This is a genomic window from Rhizobium sp. rho-13.1 (assembly GCF_007000305.1).
GTDB lineage: Bacteria > Pseudomonadota > Alphaproteobacteria > Rhizobiales > Rhizobiaceae > Rhizobium > Rhizobium rhododendri.
The window spans coordinates 1-496 of sequence record NZ_SCFL01000095.1 but is presented as its reverse complement, the minus strand read 5'-3'; the positions used below and the strand labels follow the sequence as shown (position 1 = coordinate 496).

Sequence of the window (496 nt, the reverse complement as noted above, 5' to 3'; positions counted from 1 at the left end):
GTATCCATCCGAGGTGAACCGCAGGATTTTTGCTTTTGCGCGTGGTAAATTGGCGGGATGGAGATCGACGAAGGCAAAATCGACGATGCTGTGCTGGCGCTGCTATGGCTGACGCTTCACAACGAGCGTTGCGCCTGGAAGGGTTTTGACTGGGCTACGACGGATCGGTTGCATCAGAAAGGCTTGATTGGCGATCCGGTGAACAAGTCGAAGTCGCTGGTGCTGACGGATGAGGGTCTACGCCGATCGGAAGAGCTTTTCCGGCAGTTATTTACGCAGCAACCGCAATCTCCGCCGCCTTGATCCTCTTCCATTCCCATGGCAACAATTCGTGCAGGTGGGAGACGGGCAGATCGGCGATGCGAGCCAGCACGTCCGCCAGCCAGGCCTTCGGATCGATATCGTTGAGACGGGCCGTGGTGATAAGGGTCAGCATGATGGCAGCCCGGTCTGCGCCGCGATCGGACCCGGCGAAGTTCCAGTTTTTCCTTCCGCA

Annotated in this window: 2 protein-coding genes; one reads left to right on the top strand and one right to left on the bottom strand. The window is 57.9% G+C overall.

What is annotated here, in order from left to right; translation table 11 throughout:
* Window positions 1–57: 57 nt before the first annotated feature.
* Window positions 58–303, top strand: coding sequence for a DUF6429 family protein (locus EQW76_RS28800; RefSeq protein ID WP_142832635.1), 246 nt, complete (start codon window positions 58–60; stop codon window positions 301–303).
* Here EQW76_RS28800 and EQW76_RS28795 read toward each other — a convergent pair.
* The coding region (locus tag EQW76_RS28795) for a transposase domain-containing protein (protein WP_143123535.1) at window positions 272–496 on the bottom strand (225 nt) is incomplete at its 5' end. The two genes, EQW76_RS28800 and EQW76_RS28795, sit on opposite strands and share 32 nt — an antisense overlap.